Below are 21411 nucleotides of genomic sequence, written 5' to 3' on the forward strand. Positions count from 1 at the left end.
CATGGCAAGGCGGGGTCCAGGCGAAGACGAACCCATCGACTACGGCATCCTCTTCGTGAGCGTCCTTGGCGTGACCTACAATGCGATACTTGCCTTCATCAATCACAATCTCGTGCCGCTTGCGCCGACCCATGTCGTTCTTAGCGAAATCCTGCTGCTGACTTTCAGCTTTGTGTTTCTGCTGCGCAAAGGCCTGTACGCAGAGGATATGGCGCCGCTCGGCTATCTCCTGGCGACGATCTTTCTGACCATCTACGTTATGGCCATCAATCGCGCCGGCTATATCGATCATCTCCGCAATGTCATGATCATTTTCGCCTTCGTGGTCATGGGGCGCTGGACCAATGAACGAACGCTCAAGCTGACCTTCAAGGTATGCTGTCTTGCCGTTCTCGCGGTGCTGGTTTGCGAGATTATATCAACGCCTGCCTATGTTGCGCTCCTTCATCCTGCCGAGTATTTCCAGAATACGCGGGGCGTGCCCCCGGCGACCTACAGCGACAGCGGGCTGTTTCGTGGAGCCCTCGGTTTCGAAGGGCGTTTCTCTTTCGGTCTGATCGACCACCGTTCGTCGTCGATATTCCTGGAACAAGTCTCGCTTGCCAATTTCTGTGGCGTGATCGTGATCTACCTCATCAGCTTCGGCAACCGCCTGACCTTGGCGGATCGGCTGATCTTCATCGGAACGGTCGTCCTGATCCTTGTCACCAATGATACGCGAACGATGCTGATCTTTACCGTCGTCAGCGCCGTGGGATATGTCGTCTACCCCTGGATTCCCAAGATTTGCGATTTCCTCATGATGCCGACGATCGTCGTGGTCGGCTTCGTCATTCACGCGTTCCGGCCCGACGCGCACGAGGACGATTTTGTCGGCCGCATCAGCAGCACGGTCAGGAACATCCTCAACATGGACTTGCCGGCAGCGCTCGGGCTCGAGCTGGATAAGGCAACGACCTTTGTCGACAGCGGCTATGTCTACATAACCTATGGCGCCACGATCTTCGGGCTGATCCTCTTCTGGCTCTTCGTTTCCTTCTACCCGGCCGGTCGGACGCCGAACCAGAAGCGCCTCTGCCACGCGCTTTCGCTGTTCATGTTCCTCAATTTGATGATCGGATCGACTGCGATCTTTTCGATGAAGACGGCGGGCATTCTCTGGCTGCTCGTCGGCTTTCTCAAGGTCAACGAAGGCGCTACGGCGGGGATACGCGTTTCGACGCCGCAGGCGGAACGGAATTTTACGCGCTCTGCCGTAAGTTGATGCAGGTGGCGAAAGCTGCGGCAGGGATCCGAGGCTGCATTTTCCGAAATTGCTGCGCGCCTGAGAGTGCGCTGCTTGCTCGGCTGCCTGGCTTTGATCTAAGCAGGTCCGCAGGCAGATGCCGAACGAGGAATGGAAAGCATGATGAAGTATGTATTGACGGTCACGTGCAAGTCGACGCGCGGCATTGTTGCGGCTATCGCCAACTATCTGGCTGATCAGGGCTGCAATATCATCGATTCCTCGCAGTTCGACGATCTCTCCACCGGCAAGTTCTTCACCCGCGTTTCCTTCATTTCGGAAGAGGGGGTAACGCTTCCCGTGCTGAAGGAAGGCTTTAAGCCGATAGCCGGAAAGTTTGGCATGGATGCCGAAATCCATGACGGCGAGCACCGCATGAAGGTATTGCTGATGGTCTCCCGCTTCGGCCACTGCCTGAACGATCTGCTTTACCGCTGGAAGATCGGCGCGCTGCCGATCGATATCGTCGGCGTCGTCTCGAATCATTTCGACTACCAGAAGGTCGTGGTGAACCACGACATTCCCTTTCACCACATCAAGGTGACGAAGGAGAACAAGCCGCAGGCCGAAGCGCAGATCCTCGATCTCGTGGAGCAGACGGGAACCGAACTCGTCGTGCTCGCGCGCTACATGCAGGTGTTGTCCGACGCAATGTGCAAGAAGATGTCCGGCAAGATCATAAACATCCACCACTCCTTCCTGCCGAGTTTCAAGGGAGCAAACCCTTACAAGCAGGCATATGAGCGCGGTGTGAAGCTCATCGGTGCAACGGCACACTACGTCACTGCCGATCTCGACGAAGGCCCGATCATCGAGCAGGATACGGCGCGCATCACCCACGCGCAGAGCGCCGACGACTACGTATCGATCGGCCGCGACGTCGAAAGCCAGGTCCTGGCACGCGCCATCCACGCCCATATCCATCGCCGCGTCTTCCTCAACGGCAATCGCACGATCGTCTTCCCGGCAAGCCCCGGCAGCTACGCTTCCGAGCGCATGGGCTGATCGACGCGCAAGCGCCGCGAGGGTTTCATGGGATGTGATCTGACCGCTTGCCGATAGCAAGCATTCGATTATCTGCTTATTGTGCAAGATCGAATCGCGCGGTGGGGGATATCATGACCGATGAAACGCTTGCTCGGCGTCTCGAGCTTCCGCGTCCGGATGTGACGCCCGCGGAGGCCGGCGACATTCTCCTGTCGCGCTATGGACTGTCCGGCACGATCAACGAACTTGGCAGCCAGCAGGATCGCAACTACCGCGTCGATACCGGTGAGCGCCGCTATGTGCTTAAGATCTGCCACGTGGATTACCAGACCCTCGAGCTGGAGGCGCAGAATGCGGCGATCCGGCATCTGTGCATGAAGGATGACGCGCCGCGCGTTCCGCGGGTCGTCGCCTCGACGGACGGGCAGGATATCGTTGCGGTCACGGTTCGCGACCAGACCTTCCAGGTGCGCCTGCTGGAGTATCTCGAAGGCGAGGGGCTGACGCAGCGAAAATATCTGCCGAAGGTTTCCGTCTCCGCGCTCGGAGCACTCTGCGCGCAGTTGGCCCGGTCGCTTGCGGATTTCGATCATCCCGGCCTCGATCGCAATCTGCAATGGGATCTCCGCCGCGCCGGACCGGTGGCGGTGCAGCTCCTCTCGGCAATCACCGACAGCGCCGCCCGGGATCGTATCGCCAAGACCATGGTCGCGGCAGTGCGCCGCATTCAGCCGTTTGCGCCGGCACTGCGCCTGCAGGCCGTGCACCACGATGTGACCGGCGACAATGTCGTCAGTCGGCGCGATGCGCATGGCCGGTTGATCCCGGACGGCGTCATCGATTTCGGTGACATCATCCGTGGCTGGCTGGTCGGCGATCTGGCCGTGACCTGCGCGTCGCTTTTGCACCAGGCGGACGGCGATCCCTTCTATGTGCTGCCGGCCGTCAAGGCCTATCACGACGATTACCCGCTGAAAGACGAGGAGTTGAAGGCGCTCTGGCCGCTCGTCGTCGCACGCGCCGTCATTCTGGTTGCCAGCAGCGAGCAGCAGATTTCCATCGATCCGGACAACGACTATGTTCGCGGCAATCTCGAACTTGAGAGACGCATCTTCGACGTCGCCATGTCGGTACCGTTCGACCTGATGGAAACCGCGATCCTGAAGACTGCCGGGGTCGCGGTCGCTACTGTCGCAACGGAGGGGTGGCAGCCGCTGCTTCCCGATCTCGATCTGGATACGCTCGCCTATGTCGATCTCGGCGTCCAGAGCCAGCACTTTGCGGCAGGCAATTGGTCGCAAGGCGATATCGACTGGCGCTTGCTCGCGCGTGCCGCTGCCGAACGTGGGGCGGCCGCGACCCGCTATGGCGAATACCGGCTGTCGCGCGCCAGTCTGCGAAGCGCGAAACCCCCTGCTACCTATGCGCTGCATGCCGACGTTTGTCTGCCCGCCGGAAGCACCGTCGCGGCGCCCTTTGCCGGCAAGATCGGCTGGCAGGATCATCATCTCGTGTTGGCAGGCGAGGCTGTGAGCCTTCATCTCGACGGCTTGGACCTTGTCGCGGCCGATGGCGCCGAGGTCGAGCCCGGACAGGCGATCGGAACGGTCTCGGGCGAGCCATCGTCCCTTGGAGGGCTTCGGGTGCAATTGTCCACCCTTAGGGGTGCGGAGCCGCCGCTCTTTTGCGTGCCTTCCGAGGTTTTCGCCTGGTCGGCACTTTGCCCATCACCCGCGACCCTGCTCGGCGCGGGCGTCGAGGCGCCGGCTCCTGCGCCGGCGGCGCTCCTTGCCCGCCGCGAAGCGCATTTCGCCCGCCCGCAGAAAAACTACTACAAGGCTCCGCCGCAGATGGAGCGCGGCTGCAAGGAGCACCTGTTCGATGTCGAGGGGCGCGCCTATCTCGACATGGTCAACAATGTCTCCATTCTCGGCCACGGGCATCCGCGTATCGCAGAAGCCGTCAGCGAGCAGTGGCTGAGGCTCAACACCAACTCGCGCTTCCACTATGCGGCGATCGCCGAATTCTCCGAGCGTCTCGCGTCTCTGGCCCCGGAAGGCTTGGACGCGGTCTTTCTCGTCAACAGCGGTTCGGAAGCGAACGATCTGGCGCTGCGGCTCGCCTGGGCCCACACCGGTGCCCGCAACATGCTTTGCCTGCTGGAGGCCTATCATGGCTGGTCGGTGGCAAGCGATGCGGTCTCGACATCGATTGCAGACAATCCGCAGGCCCTGACGTCAAGGCCCGAATGGGTGCATCCCGTCGCGTCCCCCAATACCTACCGCGGGCAATTCCGCGGCCCGGACTCCACCGGCGAATATCTTCAAGGGGTGCTGGCTGCACTGCAAGCGGTCGACGAGAAGGGTGGAGGCGTGGCTGGCTTCATCGCCGAGCCGGTCTATGGCAATGCCGGCGGCATCGCACTCCCGGATGGCTACCTGGCTGCCGTCTATGCGCAAGTGCGCGCCCGAGGCGGTCTCTGCATCGCCGACGAGGTGCAGGTCGGTTATGGCAGGCTGGGTCATCAGTTCTGGGGCTTCGAACAGCAGGGCGTCGTGCCCGACATGATTACCATCGCAAAGGGCATGGGCAATGGCCACCCGCTCGGCGCGGTGATCACGACCCGTGCTATTGCCGAATCGCTTGAAAAGGAAGGCTACTTTTTCTCCTCCACCGGTGGCAGTCCGGTAAGCTGCGTCGTCGGCATGACCGTGCTCGACATCATGGCCGACGAGCGGCTGCAGGAGAATGCCCGCGTAGTTGGTGACCACCTGAAGAGCCGCCTTTGTGCGCTGATTGAGCGCTATCCGCTCGTCGGGGCGGTTCACGGCGCGGGTCTCTATCTCGGCGTCGAGTTCGTCCGCGACAGAACGACGCTTGAACCGGCAACGGAAGAGACCGCGGGGATCTGCGAACGGCTGCTTGATCTTGGCATCGTCATGCAGCCGACCGGCGATCACCTCAATGTGTTGAAGATAAAGCCGCCGCTCTGCCTGTCGGTCGAGAGCGCGGATTTCTTCGCGGACACGCTGGAAACTCTACTATCCGACGGTTGGTGAAAGCGCCGCGGTGGCGTTAACCATTTCGGTCATTTCGCGGCTTTCCGCTTTTTAGTCAAATGCCCCATTGCCGGAATCAGTGGTGCTTCCTATGTCTGTTTGCGAGCGACGGAAAGCTTCCTGCGTCACACGAATTGCACAAAGAGCTGATAGTGGTCTTCCAGTGAATTCGGTTGTGGCGGAATGATTTTTTCCTAATCGCCGACATTTTGACACGTTTCGGAATATGTTTCCGACAAGCTGTCCAGTATTGTCTACAAATAAAGTAGATTAAGAAAGACAGTCACCGCCGGTCCCGGTGCCCCGGGGCCCAAAGCAAGCGCAACGCAAAGAAAGGAACGAGACATGAAAGACACCCATATTCTTGCCGCGCTCCTTGAGCGATCCGCGCTTGGAAATGACCGTCCGGGCGCTCTCTCCCGCCCGAACTGTCGAATGTGACGTTCGTCCCCCTTCAAACGGTCCAGACAGGTCAATTCGCCATCGCAAGCGCCACCGCGCTGCAGGAGTTCTACGTATGAAAAAAGAAGTTATCGAATATGCAGGCGTTCCCGTCGGGATCGTCATTCCGGATGAAAACCGGCTGAAGTTCATCGCAGTGAAGTACCACGTTCACGATCTTGACGAGCAGCATTTCGGCTCGCCAGCCGAGGTGAAACTCGCAATTCACGATCTGATGACACGCCGCCATCCAAAACCCCTCCATGCCTGAGGGCATGGTTCAGTCTCGGCCAGGAACGGCCATCAGAAATCTCCGACCGGTCCCGCCAGAAGCAGGGCCGGTCTTGTTTTTTGGTCCTCCTTGCGGTCCTATCGCGCGCTCCCGGATCACGGTCCGATCGAAGGAAGGATGCCGCGCTTGCTCAATCTCCTCACCGACATCGAAGGTGTCTCAGTCGGCCATGCGACCGAACTGAAGCTCGGCTCGGGCGTCACCGCTATCGTTTTCGACGAGCCTGCAACCGCATCGGGCGTCGTCCTGGGCGGCGCACCGGGTGGCCGCGATACCGCGCTGCTCGATCCTTCGATGACGGTCGGCCAGGTGGATGCTTTCGTCCTCTCCGGCGGCTCGGCATTCGGTCTGGATGCGGCAGGCGGCGTCCAGGCCGGCCTGCGCGAAATTGGCCGCGGCTATCCGGTCGGCAATCTGCGGGTGCCCATCGTGCCGCAGGCAATCCTGATGGACCTCCTGAACGGAGGCAACAAGGACTGGGGCACGCACTCACCTTATCGCGACATGGGGTACGAGGCCTTCCGGGGGGCATCCAAAGGTCGGTTCGCGCTTGGTTCGGTCGGCGCAGGGACGGGCGCAACCACCGCGACATTCAAGGGCGGCCTTGGTTCTGCGAGCGCTCAAAGCAGCGCCGGCCATCGCATTGCCGCGATCGTCGCCGTCAACGCGCTCGGATCAGCAACGGTCGGCGAGGGACCGCATTTCTGGTCAGCGCCATTCGAGCGGGACGGCGAGTTCGGCGGTCTCGGCCTGCCGTCGTCGATCGCGCAGGGCGACACGGCGATGCGTCTCAAGGGGATGAACACCACCGCAACGACGATCGGCGCGATCGTGACCGACGCCGAATTGACCAAGGCCGAGGCGCATCGGCTGGCCGTCATGGCTCATGACGGCCTGGCCCGCGGCCTTCTGCCGGCTCATTTGCCGCTCGACGGCGATACGGTCTTTGCAGCGTCGACAGGCAAGAAGCCGCGGGTTGGCCCGGGCGATTTCCTGGAGCTTTGCCATCTTGCCGCCCTCGTCATGGCCCGCGCCATCGCGCGTGGTGTCTACGAGGCGACCGCGCTTCCCTTCGAGGGCGCGCAGGAAGCCTGGAGCGACCGCTATCCGGATCGCCGCCGATCGCTTACATAGGGTGACACTCTATCCGCAATGGGCCAGTTGCAGATGCGGCGGCCAGACAGGGGAACATGATGATCAAGGTGTTGCTCGCGCCCTCCGCGCGTCGCGTCCGGCGGCTCTCGCTCGGAGCCGCCATCTCGGCGGGCCTCATCCTTTTGAACTTGGCTCCCGCCGAGGCCGCCAAGGCAACGCTCAATCTCGGCATGACGATCGAGCCGGCCGGCTTGGACCCCACGATCGCCGCGCCGGTCGCAATAGGGCAGGTCACCTGGCAGAATGTGTTCGAAGGCCTTGTGATGGTCGATGAGGCAGGCAAGGTGCAGCCGCAGCTCGCAAGGAGCTGGGAGATTTCGCCCGACGGTCTGACCTATACGTTCAAGCTGCAGACCGGTGTGACGTTCCACGACGGCGAGGCGTTCGACTCCGCTTCGGCCAAGTTTGCGCTGGATCGCGCCCGCGGCGCCGACTCGGTCAATCCGCAGAAGCGTTTCTTTGCCTCGATCGCTTCGATCGATACGCCCGATCCCGAAACGTTGGTGCTGCACCTTTCGGCACCGACAGGCAGCCTGCTTTACTGGCTCGGATGGCCGGCCTCGGTCATGGTGGCGCCGAACTCGGCGGCCGGCGACAAGACCAAGCCGATCGGCACCGGTCCTTTCAAGTTCGTGAGCTGGGCCAAGGGCGACAAGGTCGAACTCGAAAGGAACCTGGATTACTGGAACAAGCGGGCTTCGGTGAAGCTCGACAGGGTCACCTTCCGCTTCATCGCCGATCCGCAGGCGCAGGCCGCTGCATTGAAGTCGGGAGACGTCGATGCGATCCCGGAATTTGCCGCACCCGAGCTGATGAGTTCTTTCGACGGCGATCCGAAGCTCCTCGCCAAGATCGGCAACACCGAGCTCAAGGTCGTCGCCGGCATGAACAATGACAGGAAGCCGTTTGACGACAAGCGGGTGCGCCAGGCGCTGATGATGGCGATCGACCGGAAGACCGTAGTCGACGGCGCATGGTCCGGCCTCGGCACGCCGATCGGCAGCCACTACACGCCGAACGATCCCGGCTATCTCGATCTCACCGGCAAGCTGGCCTACGATCCGGCAAAGGCAAAGGCGCTGCTTGCCGAAGCCGGCTATCCGAACGGCTTCAGCTTCACCATCAAGTCGCCCCAGATGGCCTACGCGCCCCGCAGCGCCCAGGTGATGCAGGCGATGCTGGCCGAAATCGGCGTGACCATGAACATCGAGCCAACCGAATTTCCGGCGAAATGGGTTCAGGACGTCATGAAGGACCGCGCCTACGAAATGACGATCGTGGCCCATGCCGAACCGATGGACATCGACATCTATTCGCGCGATCCCTACTACTTCAACTATAGGAATCCGGCTTTCAACGACCTGATGAAGAAGGTGCAGGAGACCTCGGATCCGGCTGCTCAGGCAAAACTTTACGGTGAGGCCCAGTCGATTCTCGCCGAAGATGTCCCCGCGCTCTATCTTTTCGTCATGCCGAAACTCGGTGTCTGGAACAACAAGCTGAAGGGGCTGTGGGAGAACGAGCCGATTCCCTCGAACGTGCTGACCAACGTTTTCTGGGAGGACTGAGGGTAGAGGCGGAGCCGCGGCACGGAAAAGGGAGCGTAGGCTGGGTATGAGATCGGAACGGTGGGATGTGGTTTTGCTCGCGCCTGGTCTCGGCGTCGTCAATAGCCGCGGTTGCAACCCCTTGAAGTATCCAAGAGTCGCCGCATGATCGCTCTTCTCACGCGCCGCTTCGTGGGACTTCTATTGACCCTTGCGGTCGTGTCCTTGCTGATCTTCGCGGTGATGGACTTTCTGCCGGGCGATTCTGCATCCATCATGCTCGGCACATCCGCATCGCCGGAAACGCTCGCGGCGTTGCGCCATGATCTGGGCCTCGACCGGCCGCTGCTCCTTCGCTACGGCCAATGGCTGGCAGGGGTGTTCGCCGGCGATCTCGGGCAGTCGTACACCTATGGCGTTCCGGTCACAGGTCTCATCCTTGAGCGTCTCGCCGTTACGCTGCCGCTTGCATTGATGGCGATCGTTCTGTCGGTTGCGGTCGCTATCCCGTTGGGTGCTCTAGCCGCCGCTCGCCGCGGCGGCGTCATCGACGTGATCGCTTCCATCTTCTCCGAGATCGGCATAGCCGTCCCGGCCTTTTGGGTGGCGCTGCTGCTGATCGTCCTGTTCTCGACGACGCTCGGCCTGATGCCGGCCGGCGGCTTCCCCGGCTGGGGCGCGGGCATCTGGCCCGCCGTAAAGGCACTGCTGATGCCCGCCGTGGCGCTCGCCTTGCCGCAGGCGGGCGTGCTGACGCGCGTGACGCGATCGGCCGTCCTGGAAACCCTGCACGAGGATTTCACCCGCACCGCACTCGCCAAGGGTCTCTCGGCCCGCAAGGTCTTGTGGCGGCATTCGGTGCCAAATGCACTCGTCCCGATCTTCACCGTTCTCGGCCTGCAGTTCACCTTTCTCGTCGCCGGCGCTGTTCTGGTGGAGAACGTCTTCAATCTGCCGGGTCTCGGCAGGCTTGCGTACCAGGCGCTCTCGCAACGCGACATCGTTGTCATGCAGGATGTCGTGCTGTTCTTCGCCGGCCTCGTCATCGTCATGAATTTCCTCGTCGATCTCTCCTATCTGGCGATCGACCCTCGCCTGCGGAAAGGCATTTGACGATGGCGCCGGTGGTCTCCAACGAAGTCATGATCAGACGCAGGGGCATTCAAGTTAGCCGGCGAATTAACGTGATCGCCGGCGGGACGATCATTGCCTGCCTTGCTGCCATCGCGGTCCTTTCGCTGGTTTGGACGCCTCTGCCCCCGGCCAGGATGCAGATCGTGCACAAGCTGCAGCCGCCGTTCGTCTTCGGCGTTCTCGGGACCGATCAGTTCGGCCGCGACGTGCTCTCGATGCTGATGGTCGGCAGCTGGAATTCGCTGTCCATCGCGGTCACCGCGGTCGCCATCGGCGGAACGCTCGGCTCGATCGCGGGCATCTCCGCGGCGGCATTTCGGGGTGTCTTCGAGAGCCTGCTGATGCGGGCATGCGATGTCATCTTCGCTCTGCCGCCGATCCTCTCGGCGATGATGCTCGGCGCGTTTCTGGGCACGGGACGCACGACCGCGATCGTCGCCATTGCAACCTTCATGATCCCCGTCTTCGCACGCGTCACGTTGGCGAGCGCGTTGCAGGCATGGAGCCGCGACTATGTGCTGGCGGCGCGCGCGATCGGAAACTCCCGCTTCGCGATATCGGTGCGACATATACTGCCGAACATTGCGAGCCAGATCGTCGTGCAGGTGACGATCCAGCTCGGTCTCGCGGTCCTGACGGAAGCCGGGCTGAGCTTCCTCGGTCTCGGTCTAGCACCGCCGGCTCCAACCTGGGGACGCATGCTGGCCGAGGCGCAGACCTACCTTGCACTCGCGCCCTGGCTGGCGATCCTGCCCGGCCTTGCCATCGCACTTGCCGTTTTCGGCTTCAACATGCTTGGTGACGGATTGCGCGACCTGCTGGATCCGCGCGACGCGAGCCGGTGATTGCACAGATGAAAAAGAACCTCCGATGACCGAAACCGACATTACCATTCGCGAACTGAGACGGCGTTTCGGCGAGAGAAGCCTGTCTCCGCTCGAATACTGGCTGGCGTTGGAAACGCATATCGACGGGTGGGAGCCATCGATCTGCGCGCTCTACGCCTACGACCCCGACGCGGCCCGCAAGCAGGCGCAGGCGTCGACGGAACGCTGGATGAAGGGCGAAACGCTCGGCGCTCTGGATGGCGTTCCGGTGACTCTGAAGGAGCTGATTGCCACCAGGGGGCAACCCGTGCCGCTCGGGACGAGGGCTGCGGAGCTCCAGCCCGCCGAGGAAGATGCCCCTGCTGCCGCGAGGCTCCGTGAAGACGGCGCGGTGATCTTTGCCAAGACGACATGTCCGGACTACGGAATGCTATCGTCGGGGCTTTCGAGCTTCCATCCTCTATGTCGCAATCCCTGGGACTTGACGCAGAACCCGGGCGGGTCCAGCGCCGGGGCGTCCGCCGCCGCCGCCGCGGGTTATGGACCCTTGCATGTGGGGACAGACATCGGCGGCTCCGTGCGCCTTCCCGCCGGCTGGACCGGCATCTTCGGCTTCAAGCCGAGCCACGGCCGCATTCCCGTCGATCCCTCCTACGTCGGCCGCTGCGCCGGGCCGATGACGCGCACGGTCGAAGATGCTGCCTTTGCCATGGCCACATTGTCGCGCCCGGATTGGCGCGACGGAACCAGCCTGCCGCCGAACGATCTCGCTTGGATGGACCTTGATGTCGACGTCCGCGGGCTGAGGATCGGTCTCATGCTGGACGCCGGCTGCGGTCTTGCCGTCGATGCAGAGGTGCAGTCGGCGGTCGAAGCCGCCGCAAGGCGTTTCGAGCAAGCCGGTGCGATCGTCGTCCCCATTGCGCCGGTACTGACGCGCGCGATGCTCGATGGCCTCGACAGCTTCTGGCGCGCCCGCTTCTGGGGCGAGATCGAGGTCCTCAGCGAAGAGCGGCGCAGCAGCATCCTTCCCTATATCTACAGCTGGGCGAAGGGCGGCGCGCACGTCAGCGGGGTCGATGCCGTCAAGGGCTTCAACCAGACGTTCGAGATGCGCAAGGCCTGCGGAACGCTGTTCGCCCAGGTCGACGCGCTGCTGTCGCCGACCAATCCCATCGTCTCCTACCCGGCGGAGCGCGCGTCGCCCACCAACGATCCCGCCCGGCCGTTCGAACACATCGGCTTCACGGTTCCCTGGAACATGTCAGAGCAGCCGGCGGCCTCGATCAATTGCGGTTTCTCGAAGTCCGGGATGCCGATCGGGCTACAGATCGTTGGCCCGCGATATGACGACATGCGCGTGCTGAGGTTGTCGAAGGCCTTCGAGGATTGGACCGGCGGCGTCGCTGCCTGGCCGCAACCGCCGGTCAGGTGACCGGACGGCGATAGCCGGTCGGCTCTTCGTAGAGCCAGCCGATCCGCTTGATCGCCGCTTCGAAGTTCTCGCGGACGACGGTCATGGTATTGCCCGTTGCGTGGACGATCGTTTCGGGATCTTCCATCGCGGCGACGTGGCCCTTCCAGAAAACCAGATCGCCACGGCGCAACTCCGAACGGTCGATGGGATCGCCGAGCGTTGCTGCCTGCATGTCCGTGTCACGAGGTGCGCGCCGGCCTGTCACGAGCAGCGAAAGCTGGACGAGGCCCGAGCAGTCGATCCCGAGCCCCGAGCGGCCGCCCCAGAGATACGGCGTCTCCAAAAAGCGCACCGCGACATCGACGTAGTCTCCACCATCGCCCGCTCCGATCGGCTGGAGGTGTTTGGCGAAGATGGCCGTCCCGTCTTCCAGCATCGCATAGTGGTTGCCGCGTGCCTCGGCCTCGCCGACGATCCTGATGCGGCTGCCCATCGATAGGGTGGATTTGTAGGGCTTGCGCAGTTCCGGTTCTCGATAGAGAAACGTGCGCGGCACCGTCACGATGTGCGTGGGTGCTGCTTCGCCTTCGCAGAGCGCGTTTTCCTCGATGTAGCCAACATATCCATCGGACGCGGCCTTGACCCAGCACCAGCCGTCGGCGCGGTCGAAAACGGTGACTTCCTCGCCAAGCAGCAGTTCGGTGTCGATGCCGGCCGCGAGGTCCGGCTTCGGCCGCAGGCCGACGACAGGGACCGCAACGCGCGCAGGCATGCCGTCCACGAAGCGCAACGCCTCGACCTGGCCCTGAAGGCTACTCTCGGCGAGATCGGGCCTGTAGGCGTGCAAGCGGCGATCGAGGATGGTCATGTCATTTCTCCCAAGGTGATTCCGGCCTCTCAAGGCGACAGGCGGCGGCCCTGCTCGCGCACCCGGTCGCCGAGCTTTTCCAGGTAGAGCGCGCCGCCGACGGTCCGCTTGATCACGACATTACGCCTGTCGCGCTCGTCGCGCACGCGATCGACCAGACCCATCTCACCCATCGTATCCAGCGCCCGCGTGATGACCGGCTTGGTCACGTTCAGTTCTGCCGCCAGCCCGCGAACCGTGTGCGGCGGCGGCACCAGATAGATATGCAGCAGGATGGCCATCTGGCGCAACGTCAAATCGCGGTCGTCATGGCGCACCTGATCGAGCGCAACGCCATGCCAAAGCCCCAGCGCCTGCGAGGCTGTCAGTTCGATCGGCACGGGCCCTCCGGATATTCGTTACGCTAGCGTTCCATTTTCCGGTACTCGGGTGCCCGACGCAATGGTGCGGCTAAACTGCCGCGCCGCAAGGTGAATAGAATTTTAACGATCAGCGCACGGATTGTCGGATGTGGTGGTAGAGCGCGCGGATCGCCTGGGCTTCGCCGCCGCCCGGCGAATGCGGACGCTCTGACGGCGCCCAGCCGTAGATGTCGAAATGCGCCCAGCTCGTCGTGTTGCTGACGAAGCGCTTCAGGAACAGCGCGGCGGTGATCGCACCCGCCATGCCACCGGCCGGGGCGTTGGTGATATCGGCAAACTTGGCGCGAATGTCTTTCTCGTAGCCGGCATAGAGCGGCAGTCGCCACAATGGATCGTCGGTCTCCAGGCTCGCCTCCATAAGGTCCTGGGCAAGGTCCGCATCGTCGGTGAAGAACGGCGGCAGATCGGGGCCGAGCGCCACGCGGGCGGCACCCGTCAGCGTTGCCATGTCGATCAGCAGATCCGGCGCATCTTCATCCGCATAGGCCAGCGCGTCCGCGAGGATGAGCCGACCCTCGGCGTCCGTGTTGTCGATCTGGACGGTAAGGCCCTTGCGGCTCCTGTAGATGTCGCCGGGACGGAAGGCATTCGACGAGATCGAATTCTCGACCACGGGGACGATGACGCGCAGGTCGACCTTTAGCTTCGCATCCATGATCATCAGCGCCAAGCCCATGACGTTGGCGGCGCCACCCATGTCCTTCTTCATGAGCAGCATGGAGGAAGCAGGCTTGATGTCGAGGCCTCCGGTGTCGAAACAGACGCCCTTGCCGACAAGCGTGATCTTGCGGTGACCTTTCTTGCCCCAACGCAGTTCGAGCAGCCGCGGCGCGTCGGCGCTTGCCCGGCCGACGGTATGGATCAGCGGGAAATTCTGCTTGAGGTTCTCGCCGCCGACGACCGAGATTTCCGCCTTGTAGTGCGCGGCAAGACCGCGGAATGCGGCTTCCAGCTCGTTCGGTCCCATGTCGTTGGTCGGCGTATTGATGAGATCGCGTGCCAGGAAGACGCCGGCAAGTTGGCGCTTGATGTCGGCTTCGTCGGCGTCACGCGGGATCATCAGCGTCGCAGCTGGAATTTTCTCGGACTTGTATCTGTCGAAGCGATAGCTGCCGAGGCCGAAGCCAAGCGAAAGGCGATTCGCTGTCAGCGGCGCGGTTTCGATGTGCCAATCGCCGGCCGGCAGCGAGCGCGCCAGCTTGCCGGTGATATAGGGCTGCTCCGAAGGATTGGTCCCGAGGCCGAAAAGCGCCCCGCCAAGATGGCCGTCCTCCGTCGGGATCAGCAGCATCGAGCCGCTTTCGGCCTTGTATCCGGCCTTTTTTGCCCAATCGAGCGCGATCGGGTCGATGGTGCCCGTCTCGATATGGGCAGGCGTGACGGCGAATATCGGTAAGGTCGAACCACTCTTGGTGTTGAAGGGGGTCGGTCTCTCGATGAATTGGTAGGGGGCCATGATTATCCTTCGGGGGCGTCCGGGAATCGCTTTTTAACGGTATGTTAGGGTTAACAGACTATTGCTGGAGTGAAGATTGCGTCAAAGCCTTTCCCCTGTTCTGCTTCTAGGTCAGGCGCCAATGGATTTCAGGAAAGCGCGATGCCTGCTTTGGCGAACCCTCTTATCAAAACCCGCATTTTCCATGGCGTAGCGCTGACGCTGGTCGCGCTCGCTCTTGCGGGCTGCACCACGACAAAGGACCGGATGACCACCGGTTCGGTGCCGAAATTGACGAAACCCGTCGAGACGATGGACGATCAGGAAGTTCGTGCCGCGACAGAGCGCGTGGGCCAGGCCTACGAGAAGAACCCGCGCGATCCGGTCAACGGCGTCAACTATGCCAATCTCCTGCGGATGCAGAGCCGGGACGCCCAGGCACTTGCCGTGATGCAGCAGGTTGCGATCAGCAACCCGTCGGATAGAAACGTACTCGCCGCCTATGGCAAGGCACAAGCCGCGGCTGGCCAGTTGCAGCAGGCTCTCGATACCATCGGTCGCGCACAGACGCCGGATCGGCCGGACTGGAAGCTGATCTCCGCAGAGGGTGCGATTCTCGATCAGCTCGGCCGCTCTCCCGAGGCACGGCAGCGCTACCGCGATGCGCTCGACATCCAGCCGACCGAGCCGTCGATCCTGTCCAATCTCGGCATGTCCTATGTACTGACGGGCGATTTGCGCACCGCGGAGACCTATTTGCGCCAGGCCGCCGCCCAGCCGTCGGCCGACAGCCGCGTCCGCCAGAACCTTGCGCTCGTTGTCGGTCTGCAGGGACACTTTCCCGAGGCGGAACAGATCGCGCGGCGGGAATTGTCGCAGCAGCAGGCGGACGCCAACGTCGCCTATCTGCGCTCGATGCTGTCGCAGCAGAATTCGTGGCAGAAGCTCGCGGCCAAGGACGCCGGCGGCGCCGCCAACAGCACGAACTGACCCTTCACCGGCCCGTCAGGCCCGATACGACCAGCTGCAGGCCGAGCCCCGCCATGACGGTGCCGGCAGCACGGTCGATCCAAGTCTTCGCCGCAAGATAGATCCTGCGGGGGTGCCGGGACGAGAAGGCCAGCGCCACGATCGTATACCAGCCGGCTTCGACGAAAAACACACCGACCGGCAGGGCAACAACGAGCCCAAGCGGAATGGTCTTAGGCAGCAGCGCCGCAAAGATGCTGGCGTAGACGACAATGGTCTTCGGATTGCTGAGTTGCGTCAAAAGCGCGGTCGTAAAGCTCCGTCCGAGCGCGCGGCTGCCGATCGTCCGCTCGCCGACATCGAGTGGTTCCCTGGCACTGCGCCAGATCCTGAATGCGATATAGCCAAGATAACCGCCCCCGGCCACCTTGAGGGCGAGATAGAGCCATTCGAACTGCGACAGCAAGGCAGTCAGCCCCGCGAGTGCCAATCCGCTGAACGCGACACCGCCGAGACCCATTCCGAGAGCCGCCGCGAGGCCATCGGCGCGCGAGCGCGATATGGCGATCCTGGAGACGACAACGAAGCTCGGCCCGGGGCTCATGGCTCCGATCGACAAGGCTGCAATGATGCTCAGAAATACGCCCAGTGAAGACATCAGTGGCCCCGCACGGTTCAGGAGATGGATGCGGAGCACTGTGCTCCATGCTCCGTCGGTCGTCCACCCGCAAACGCAAGCCGTGCGACGTTTGAAAACGCCCTTGCGCCGAAATCGCCGGGAAGGCCTAGAATTTGTCGGAGACCTGGATACCGGCTGGTCCGAGAATGACCGCGACCAGAACCGGTAGGAAGAACAGGATCATCGGAACAGTGAGCTTGGGGGGCAGGGCGGCCGCCTTCTTCTCGGCTTCGTTCATGCGCTCGTCGCGCCCTTCCTGAGCCAGGACGCGCAGTGCTTGCGAGATTGGCGTCCCGTAGCGGTCGGCCTGGATCAGCGCCTGCACGACCGACTGAACGATCGGAATCTGTGTGCGCGTGCCGAGGTTCTCAAGCGCGACACGCCGATCCGGCAGGAAGGATAGTTCGGCCGTGGTCAGCACCATTTCCTCGGCGAGCGGCGGCGAGGCTTCGGCAAGTTCGTCCGACACGCGGCGCATCGCCGCTTCGATCGAGATCCCCGACTCGACGCAGATCAGCATCAGATCGAGCGCATCCGGCCAGGCCCGCTTGATCGAGTGCTGGCGCTTTCCCATGCGGTTGGAAATGAAGATGTTCGGAGCATAAAAGCCAGCATAGGCGACGAAGAGGGTCAGCAGGAAGCGGATCGGTGCTGGTTTGTCGACGAGGTGGTCGAGGCCGAAAACCCAGAAGATTGCCAATCCGAAGAAGGCGAAGGGCAGCAGGAAACGAGCCACCAGGAACATGTTCAACGCGTTCTCCGACCGATACCCGGCCGCACGCAGCTTGTTCATGGTATTTTCATCGACCAGCGCTTGACGAAGATTGAACTTCTCGACGATCTGACGAACGGAACGGTTGTTCTGCGTGCGAAGCGATGTCTTGCCGCCCGAATCGGCGTTCATGCGGGCACGTTCGCGGGCGCGAATCTGCTCGCGTTCCGTCGACACGGCCTTCATGCGCTTGGCGAGGTCGCCGCGCTCGAAGAACGGCATGGCAAGAGTATAGAAACTCGCGAAGACAGCCAGCGCGACGAGCACCGCAATCAGCATGGAGGGATCGGTCAGTCTTGTCGCGAGATCGGATGACACCGCATTTTCTCCAGCTAGATGTCGAAAGAGACCATGTTGCGCATGACGTAGATGCCGATGGACATCCAGACTGCGGAAATGCCCATGATGAGATGTCCCCGCGGATCGGTGAACAGGATCATCATGTATTCGGGAGACGTCAGGTAGACGAGCGTGGCGACGATGAACGGTAGCGCGCCGATGATGACTGCCGATGCCTTTGCCTCCATCGACAGGGCCTTGACCTTCGCCTTCATCTTTTTGCGTTCACGAAGCACCTTTGCCAGATTGCCGATCGCTTCAGACAGGTTGCCGCCGGCTTGCGACTGGATGGCGATGACGATCGCAAAGAAGCTCACCTCCTGGAGCGGCATGTGGTTCGACATGCGCGCGCATGCATCGGGCACGCTGAGACCAACCTGCTGCGACTCGACTACCCTCCGGAATTCGCCCTTCACGGGCTCCTTGCCTTCGTTGGCGATCAGCCGGATCGCATCGTTGAGCGGCAGGCCGGACTTGATGGAACGGACGATGACGTCGAGCGCGTTGGGAAATTCATCGAGGAACTTGTTCTGGCGGCGCTTGATGAGAAAACCAAGCACCCAGCGCGGCAGACCAAGGCCGGCGACCACCGGTACGCCGAGGATCACCATCAGCGAGGCGCCGGCCAGAAAGGCGACGAACATCAGCACAACGCCGAAAATGGCACTGAACATGTAGAACCGCGCAGGAGTGACGGCCAGGCCGGCCTGGGTCAGCCGTGATTTCAGCGTCAGTTTCTTCTTTGCGTTTTCCTGCTGCCGTTTTTCAAGGTCCTTGAGGTTGTCCTGCACCGACTTGCGGCGCTTCGACATTTCCTGCACCCGGTCGCGCGCAGCCTTGACGTTCGCCTTGTCAAGCTGTGCCGACGCGACCCGATTGACGCGGCTTGCGGCTTTCTTCTCGGTCTCGATCCTTGAGAACAGCAGACCATAGCAGACCGCCCCCGCCGCGACGGCGGCGAGAACGATGATGGCAAGGACTTTCGGATCGAAACCGAACATCTGTCTATTCCTTCGACTTCGCTTCCATTTCGTCGAGAGCGGCCGCAAGGCGCTTGTCCTCGTTGAAATAGCGCGCGCGATCCCAGAAATGCGGCTTTCCGATACCCGTCGATTTGTGGCGGCCGATCAGTCGTCCCGACGCATCCTCGCCTTCGATTTCGTAGCGCATAAGGTCCTGGGTGATGATCACGTCGCCTTCCATGCCGATTACCTCGGTGATCTGCGTGATGCGACGCGAGCCGTCGCGCAGGCGCGCCGCCTGGACAATGATATCGACCGAACCCGAAATGATCTCGCGCACCGTCTTTGCCGGCAGTGTGAAGCCGCCCATTGCGATCATCGACTCGATGCGGCTCAGGCACTCGCGCGGCGAATTCGAGTGGATCGTACCCATGGAGCCGTCGTGACCCGTGTTCATCGCCTGCAGCAGGTCGAAGACCTCGGGTCCGCGCACTTCACCGACGATGATTCGTTCCGGACGCATGCGAAGGCAGTTCTTGACGAGGTCGCGCATGGTGATCTCGCCTTCGCCCTCGATGTTCGGAGGACGGGTTTCAAGGCGCACGACGTGCGGCTGCTGCAGCTGCAGTTCGGCGGTGTCCTCGCAGGTGATAACCCGCTCGTCCCTGTCGATATAGTTGGTAAGGCAGTTCAGCAGCGTCGTCTTGCCGGAGCCTGTACCGCCGGAGATGACGATGTTGCAGCGGACGCGGCCGATGATCTGGAGGAGCGTTGCTCCTTCCGGCGTGATTGCACCGAAGCGGACGAGCTGGTCGAGCGTGAGCTTGTCCTTCTTGAACTTGCGGATGGTTAGGGCCGGGCCGTCGATGGCGAGCGGCGGCGCGATGACGTTGACGCGCGAGCCGTCCGGAAGGCGTGCGTCGCAGATCGGGCTCGATTCGTCGACACGACGGCCGACCTGGCTGACGATGCGCTGGCAGATCGACAGCAGCTGGGAATTGTCGCGGAAACGGACTTCTGATTCGATCGTCTTGCCGCCGACTTCGATGAAGGTACGGCCCGAGCCGTTGACCATGATGTCGGCGATGTCGTCGCGTGCAAGCAGCGGTTCCAGGGGACCGTAGCCCAGCACGTCGTTGCAGATGTCGTCCAGCAGCTCTTCCTGCTCGGAGATCGACATCGCGAAGTTCTTGATCGTGATGATGTCGTTGACGATGTCGCGGATTTCTTCGCGCGCGCTTTCCCCATCGAGCTTGGCAAGCTGCGAGAGGTCGATCGTGTCGATCAGCGCGGAAAAGACCTGCGCCTTGGTATCGTAGTACTCCTCGGTGCGGGCGGGGCGCTTGCGCTGCGGCGTCTGCATCGGCGGCGGCGGGACCTGATGGCGCGCCGGCTCGCGCTGCGGCTCGACCAGAACCGCAGGCGACGACGAGGAGCTCGGCGCAACAGGCTGAGGCGGCGCGATGGTACCGCCCGTCTTGCCAAAGCCCTCGTTTCCGCGTTTTCCGAACATGCCTTATTCCAATCCGCTCTTGGCCGGTGTCATTTACGCTTCAGCAGGCCGAGCAGACCGCTCTTTTTCGCCTTCTTGACGGCTATGCGGCCCGTGACGATATGCGATAGCTGCGAGAAGGTCTCGGCGGTCGGCGATTTCGGATCCATCTCCGAGATCATGCGGCCGCTGTTGGCTGCTGTGCCGAACAGGTTGCTGTCGAACGGGATGATGGCGATCGGCTCGCTTTCCAGCGGCTCGCAAAAATCGGAGGGGCTGATTTCCGGCCGCTTGGGCATGCCGACCTGATTGAGAATGAGATGCGGTGTCTTGTCGTTGGGCCGAATCTTGCGCAGCGCATCCATCATGTTCTTGGTGTTGCGCAGGTTTGCGAGATCGGGAGACGCGCAGATGACGACTTCGTCGACGCTTGAAAGAACCGACCGCGTCCACTCCGACCACGCATGCGGGACGTCGAGGACGGTGACGGGCGCGCTGCGCTGCAGCACGTCGAGCACGGGCTGGAACGCCTGCCCCTCGAAATCGTAGGCTCGGTCGAGAAGCGAGGGTGCCGCGAGCAGCGAAAGATGCTCCGAGCATTTCGTCAGCAGGCGATCGAGAAACACCTCGTCCAGTCGCTCGGGCGCATAGACAGCCTCGGCGATGCCCTGGGTCGGGTCCTGATCGAAGTCGATGTTGGCCGTGCCGTAGGGCAGGTCGAGGTCTGCGAGAATTGTCTCCGTCGAAAACAGGCGCGAGATGCCGAAGGCGCAATTGTGGGCGATGGTCGAGGAGCCGACGCCGCCTTTTGCGCCGATGAAGGCGATGCTGCGGCCGAGCGGTTCCGAATCCGGATCGACGAAGATGGTCGCCATCGCCCCCATGATATCGGGCATGGCGACCGGCTGAACCATGTATTCGGAGATGCCGTTGCGCACCAGTTCGCGATAGAGCGCGATGTCGTTGTAGTAGCCGATGACGACGACCTTCGTCGATGGATCGCAGACGCTCGCCAAAGGAGCCAGTTCGCTGAGCAGGCTGCTGCTGCTCGTCTTGGTCTCGAGTATGATCAGGTTCGGCGTCGGCGCGCTTGCGAACATGTTTGCGGCCGCCGCAATCCCGCCGCTGGTAATCCGCAGGCCGACCTTGGACATCCGCCGGTCGTTGCCGCAGCGTTCCATCACCCGCTGGAGCTCTTCGCTTTCGCAGAAGGCGTGCACGGAGATGCGCGGCAGCGGCCGCATGTTCTCGAGTTCCGCCATCCGCATCGCTTCCTCAGCGTGTCGGAGTTCGGTGGTGTTCTTGATGTCGTATTCGACCGTACCCATC

At 62.2% G+C, this 21411-nt stretch carries 18 protein-coding genes; 10 read left to right on the forward strand and 8 right to left on the reverse strand.

Annotated features, from left to right (window positions below; all coding sequences use genetic code 11):
• Position 1: 1 nt before the first annotated feature.
• The 9 genes from ASC97_RS03985 (at position 2) to ASC97_RS04025 (ending at position 12162) form a co-directional block, all read left to right on the forward strand.
• Complete coding sequence (locus ASC97_RS03985) at positions 2-1264, forward strand: hypothetical protein (protein WP_057467078.1); 1263 nt, start codon at positions 2-4, stop codon at positions 1262-1264.
• Between the two features lie 141 nt (positions 1265-1405).
• On the forward strand, positions 1406-2290 hold the full coding sequence (purU, locus tag ASC97_RS03990; RefSeq protein ID WP_057467158.1) for a formyltetrahydrofolate deformylase: 885 nt from the start codon (positions 1406-1408) through the stop codon (positions 2288-2290).
• Positions 2291-2403: 113 nt separating this feature from the next.
• On the forward strand, positions 2404-5331 hold the full coding sequence (locus ASC97_RS03995; protein ID WP_057467079.1) for an aminotransferase: 2928 nt from the start codon (positions 2404-2406) through the stop codon (positions 5329-5331).
• Between the two features lie 517 nt (positions 5332-5848).
• Positions 5849-6043, forward strand: a complete 195-nt coding sequence (locus ASC97_RS04000) for a hypothetical protein (RefSeq protein ID WP_057467080.1) — start codon at positions 5849-5851, stop codon at positions 6041-6043.
• 138 nt (positions 6044-6181) lie between these two features.
• Positions 6182-7198: a P1 family peptidase gene (locus ASC97_RS04005; protein WP_057467081.1), complete on the forward strand. Its 1017-nt coding sequence runs from the start codon at positions 6182-6184 to the stop codon at positions 7196-7198.
• Between the two features lie 59 nt (positions 7199-7257).
• Positions 7258-8787, forward strand: a complete 1530-nt coding sequence (locus ASC97_RS04010) for an ABC transporter substrate-binding protein (RefSeq protein WP_200959436.1) — start codon at positions 7258-7260, stop codon at positions 8785-8787.
• A 144-nt stretch (positions 8788-8931) separates the two neighbouring features.
• Positions 8932-9879, forward strand: a complete 948-nt coding sequence (locus ASC97_RS04015) for an ABC transporter permease (protein ID WP_057467083.1) — start codon at positions 8932-8934, stop codon at positions 9877-9879.
• Positions 9880-9881: 2 nt separating this feature from the next.
• Positions 9882-10745, forward strand: a complete 864-nt coding sequence (locus tag ASC97_RS04020) for an ABC transporter permease (protein WP_057467084.1) — start codon at positions 9882-9884, stop codon at positions 10743-10745.
• Between the two features lie 25 nt (positions 10746-10770).
• Complete coding sequence (locus ASC97_RS04025; protein WP_057467085.1) at positions 10771-12162, forward strand: amidase; 1392 nt, start codon at positions 10771-10773, stop codon at positions 12160-12162.
• On the opposite strand, the gene ASC97_RS04030 is transcribed toward ASC97_RS04025, so the two are convergent.
• The 3 genes from ASC97_RS04030 to ASC97_RS04040 all read right to left on the reverse strand — a co-directional run bounded on the left by ASC97_RS04030 (position 12155) and on the right by ASC97_RS04040 (position 14890).
• Positions 12155-13012 (reverse strand): C40 family peptidase, encoded by an 858-nt coding sequence (locus ASC97_RS04030; RefSeq protein ID WP_057467086.1) that lies wholly within the window; start codon positions 13010-13012, stop codon positions 12155-12157. The two genes, ASC97_RS04025 and ASC97_RS04030, sit on opposite strands and share 8 nt — an antisense overlap.
• A gap of 29 nt (positions 13013-13041) precedes the next feature.
• Positions 13042-13392 (reverse strand): MarR family transcriptional regulator, encoded by a 351-nt coding sequence (locus ASC97_RS04035; RefSeq protein WP_057467087.1) that lies wholly within the window; start codon positions 13390-13392, stop codon positions 13042-13044.
• A 109-nt stretch (positions 13393-13501) separates the two neighbouring features.
• Entirely contained in the window at positions 13502-14890 is a 1389-nt protein-coding gene (locus ASC97_RS04040) for a leucyl aminopeptidase family protein (protein ID WP_057467088.1), read from the reverse strand.
• A gap of 141 nt (positions 14891-15031) precedes the next feature.
• Between ASC97_RS04040 and ASC97_RS04045 the strand changes: the two genes are divergently transcribed.
• Entirely contained in the window at positions 15032-15859 is an 828-nt protein-coding gene (locus ASC97_RS04045) for a tetratricopeptide repeat protein (RefSeq protein ID WP_057467089.1), read from the forward strand.
• A gap of 4 nt (positions 15860-15863) precedes the next feature.
• Here ASC97_RS04045 and ASC97_RS04050 read toward each other — a convergent pair whose 3' ends face one another.
• The 5 genes from ASC97_RS04050 to ASC97_RS04070 form a co-directional block, all read right to left on the reverse strand.
• A complete protein-coding gene (locus tag ASC97_RS04050) occupies positions 15864-16496 on the reverse strand; it encodes a LysE family translocator (RefSeq protein WP_057467159.1) in 633 nt (210 codons plus the stop codon).
• 127 nt (positions 16497-16623) lie between these two features.
• Positions 16624-17607 (reverse strand): type II secretion system F family protein, encoded by a 984-nt coding sequence (locus ASC97_RS04055; RefSeq protein WP_057467090.1) that lies wholly within the window; start codon positions 17605-17607, stop codon positions 16624-16626.
• Between the two features lie 14 nt (positions 17608-17621).
• Entirely contained in the window at positions 17622-18629 is a 1008-nt protein-coding gene (locus ASC97_RS04060) for a type II secretion system F family protein (RefSeq protein WP_057467091.1), read from the reverse strand.
• A gap of 4 nt (positions 18630-18633) precedes the next feature.
• Positions 18634-20103 (reverse strand): CpaF family protein, encoded by a 1470-nt coding sequence (locus tag ASC97_RS04065; protein ID WP_057467092.1) that lies wholly within the window; start codon positions 20101-20103, stop codon positions 18634-18636.
• A gap of 29 nt (positions 20104-20132) precedes the next feature.
• Positions 20133-21410 (reverse strand): AAA family ATPase, encoded by a 1278-nt coding sequence (locus ASC97_RS04070; RefSeq protein ID WP_057467093.1) that lies wholly within the window; start codon positions 21408-21410, stop codon positions 20133-20135.
• Between the last annotated feature and the right edge of the window lies 1 nt (position 21411).

The organism is Rhizobium sp. Root1203, assembly GCF_001424945.1.
Lineage (GTDB): Bacteria > Pseudomonadota > Alphaproteobacteria > Rhizobiales > Rhizobiaceae > Rhizobium.